The organism is uncultured Alsobacter sp. (genome assembly GCF_945952055.1).
Lineage (GTDB): Bacteria > Pseudomonadota > Alphaproteobacteria > Rhizobiales > Beijerinckiaceae > Alsobacter.
In genome coordinates this window covers 1-2,715 of record NZ_CAMFHB010000106.1, presented here as the reverse complement: position 1 = coordinate 2,715, position 2,715 = coordinate 1, and the positions used below count along the sequence as shown (strand labels likewise).

The window sequence follows — 2,715 nt, the reverse complement described above, 5'->3', positions numbered from 1 at the left end:
CGCTGCTCGCCCGAGTTCAGGCGGACGATGACGTAGCCCTGGTCGCGGCCGACGATCTGCGCGTAGGTTCCGGCCGAGCGGGCGATGGAACCGCCCTTCCCGATCTTCTGCTCCACGTTGTGCACGATCGTGCCGACCGGGATGTTCCCGATCTGCATGGCGTTGCCCGGCTTGATGTCGACCTGCTCGCCGGCCACCACCGTGTCACCGGCGGAGAGCCGCTGCGGCGCGAGGATGTAGGCCTGGGTGCCGTCGGCGTACTTGATCAGCGCGATGAACGCCGTGCGATTGGGATCGTACTCGACCCGTTCGACGGTGGCCGGCTGGTTCAGGTTGTCGCGACGCTTGAAGTCGACGATGCGGTAGGTCTGCTTGTGACCACCGCCACGGAAACGCACCGTGATCCGGCCGTTGTTGTTGCGGCCGCCCTTGGAGGACTTGCCCTCGGTGAGCGTCTTGACGGGCTTGCCCTTGTAGAGCTCGCTCCGGTCGACGATCACCAGCTGGCGAAGGCCCGGCGTGATCGGCTTGAAAGTCTTGAGTGCCATGGTCCCTGTCCTCTGGCTCTCACAGGCCGGTCGTGACGTCGATCGTCTGGCCCTCGGCGAGGGTCACGACGGCCTTCTTGACGTCCGACTGCTGACCGAGGGTCCCGCGGAAGCGCTTCACCTTGCCCTTGCGGACGAGCGTGTTGACGCCCTCGACCTTCACGTCGAAGAGCTTCTCAACGGCCGCCTTGATCTGGGGCTTGGTGGCGTCCTTGCGGACCTTGAAAACCACCTTGTTCTGTTCCGACGCCGTCGTGGCCTTTTCGGTCACGATCGGCCCGACGATCACGTCGTAATGCCGCGGATCCGTGCTCATTTGAACCGCGCCTCCAGCGCATCGACGGCAGCCTTGGTCAGCACGAGCTTCTCGCGCCGCAGGATGTCGTAAACGTTGATGCCCTGGATCGGCAGGACATCGATGTTCGGGATGTTGCGCGCCGCCAGAGCGAAGTTCTCGTTGACCTCCGCCCCGTCGACGATCAGCGCGCTGCCCAGGCCGATCTTCTCGAAGGACGCCTTCAGCGCCTTCGTCTTGGCCTCGGTCACCGCCGCGTTCTCGACCACGAGGATCGCGCCGTCCTTGGCCTTGGCCGACAGAGCGTGCCGCAGGGCGAGCGCGCGGACCTTCTTGGGCAGGTCATGCTCGTGCGAGCGAACGACGGGGCCGAAGGCCTTGCCGCCGCCGCGGAACTGCGGGGCGCGAGCCGAACCGTGACGGGCGCCGCCGGAGCCCTTCTGCTTCACGAGCTTCTTGCCCGTGCGCCAGATCTCGGCGCGGCCCTTGGACTTGTGGGTCCCGGCCTGGCGGCGAGCCAGCTGCCAGAGCACGTAGCGCTGGATCAGGTCCTGCCGCGGATCGAGACCGAAGATCTCGTCCGACAGCTCGACCGAACCGGCCGAGGCGCCTTCGAAAGTGGTGACGTCGAGCTTCATCACGCGCTCTCCCCTTCGGCCGCCGGAGCAGCCGCATTGTCCTGCGCCGGCAGGCGGAACGCGCCGGGCTTGGGGGCGTCCTTCGGCAGGGCGCGCTTCACGGCGTCCCGCACGAAGATCCAGCCGCCCTTCACGCCGGGGACAGCGCCCTCGACGAGGATCAGCCCGCGCTCGACGTCCGTCTGCACGACGCGCAGGTTCTGCGTCGTCACGCGCTCAGCGCCGAGATGGCCGGGCATCTTCTTGTTCTTGAAGGTCTTGCCGGGGTCCTGACGGCCACCGGTCGAACCGATCGAGCGGTGCGACACGGACACGCCGTGCGTCGCCCGAAGGCCGCCGAAGTTCCAGCGCTTCATGCCGCCGGCGTAGCCCTTACCGGTGGTGGTGCCCGTCACGTCGACGAACTGGCCGGCCACGAAGTGGTCCACCGTGATCTCGGCGCCGACCGGGATCAGCGCTTCGGTGTCCACGCGGAACTCGGCAAGCTTGCGCTTGGGCTCCACCTGGGCCACGGCGAAGCGACCGCGCTCGGCCTTCGACACGTTCTTGACCTTGGCCTTGCCGACGCCGACCTGCAGCGCGGTGTAGCCGTTCTTTTCGGCCGTCCGGTGAGCGACGACCTGACAGTGGTCGACCTTCAGGACGGTGACCGGCACGTGTTCCCCTGCATCCGTGAAGATGCGGGTCATGCCGAGCTTCTGGGCGATGACGCCTGAGCGCATGGTGGTGATCCCCGTGTTCCGCGTGCCGATCAGAGCTTGATCTCGACGTCGACGCCGGCCGCCAGGTCGAGCTTCATCAAAGCGTCGACGGTCTGGGGGGTCGGGTCGAGGATGTCGAGAACCCGCTTGTGGGTGCGGATCTCAAACTGCTCGCGCGACTTCTTGGCGATGTGGGGCGAGCGGTTCACCGTGAATTTCTCGATGTGCGTCGGCAGGGGAATGGGACCCCGAACCTGCGCACCCGTCCGCTTCGCCGTCGAGACGATCTCACGGGTCGACGTATCGAGAATCCGATGGTCGAACGCCTTGAGGCGGATGCGGATGTTCTGGCCGTTCATTGCAGTGTCCTCGGGGTTATGCCGTTCTCTCGAACGGTCGCGGCCGGGGTCATCCCCACGGCCGCGTGCCCTGTCCCTTGCGTTACGCGATGATCGAGGCGACGACGCCGGCGCCGACGGTGCGGCCGCCTTCGCGGATGGCGAAGCGCAGCTTCTCTTCCATGGCGATCGGGG

At 66.7% G+C, this 2,715-nt stretch carries 5 protein-coding genes and 1 pseudogene; all 6 read right to left on the bottom strand.

The window, feature by feature from the left end:
- Positions 1-548: 50S ribosomal protein L2 (gene rplB / locus Q0Q47_RS31110; RefSeq protein ID WP_293869070.1), on the bottom strand; the 548-nt coding region annotated here is incomplete at its 3' end.
- A gap of 19 nt (positions 549-567) precedes the next feature.
- Positions 568-864 carry a 50S ribosomal protein L23 gene (locus Q0Q47_RS31105; protein ID WP_293869068.1) on the bottom strand — a complete coding sequence of 99 codons (297 nt, stop codon included), beginning with the start codon at positions 862-864 and terminating at the stop codon, positions 568-570.
- Positions 861-1,481, bottom strand: a complete 621-nt coding sequence (gene rplD, locus Q0Q47_RS31100; RefSeq protein ID WP_293869066.1) for a 50S ribosomal protein L4 — start codon at positions 1,479-1,481, stop codon at positions 861-863. Before rplD ends, Q0Q47_RS31105 begins: the two co-directional genes overlap by 4 nt.
- Positions 1,481-2,203, bottom strand: a complete 723-nt coding sequence (gene rplC / locus Q0Q47_RS31095) for a 50S ribosomal protein L3 (RefSeq protein ID WP_293869064.1) — start codon at positions 2,201-2,203, stop codon at positions 1,481-1,483. The genes rplD and rplC overlap by 1 nt, the downstream gene beginning before the upstream one ends.
- A gap of 29 nt (positions 2,204-2,232) precedes the next feature.
- Positions 2,233-2,541, bottom strand: a complete 309-nt coding sequence (gene rpsJ / locus Q0Q47_RS31090) for a 30S ribosomal protein S10 (RefSeq protein ID WP_293869062.1) — start codon at positions 2,539-2,541, stop codon at positions 2,233-2,235.
- Between the two features lie 82 nt (positions 2,542-2,623).
- A pseudogene (locus tag Q0Q47_RS31085) lies at positions 2,624-2,715 on the bottom strand (elongation factor Tu); the annotation flags it as partial.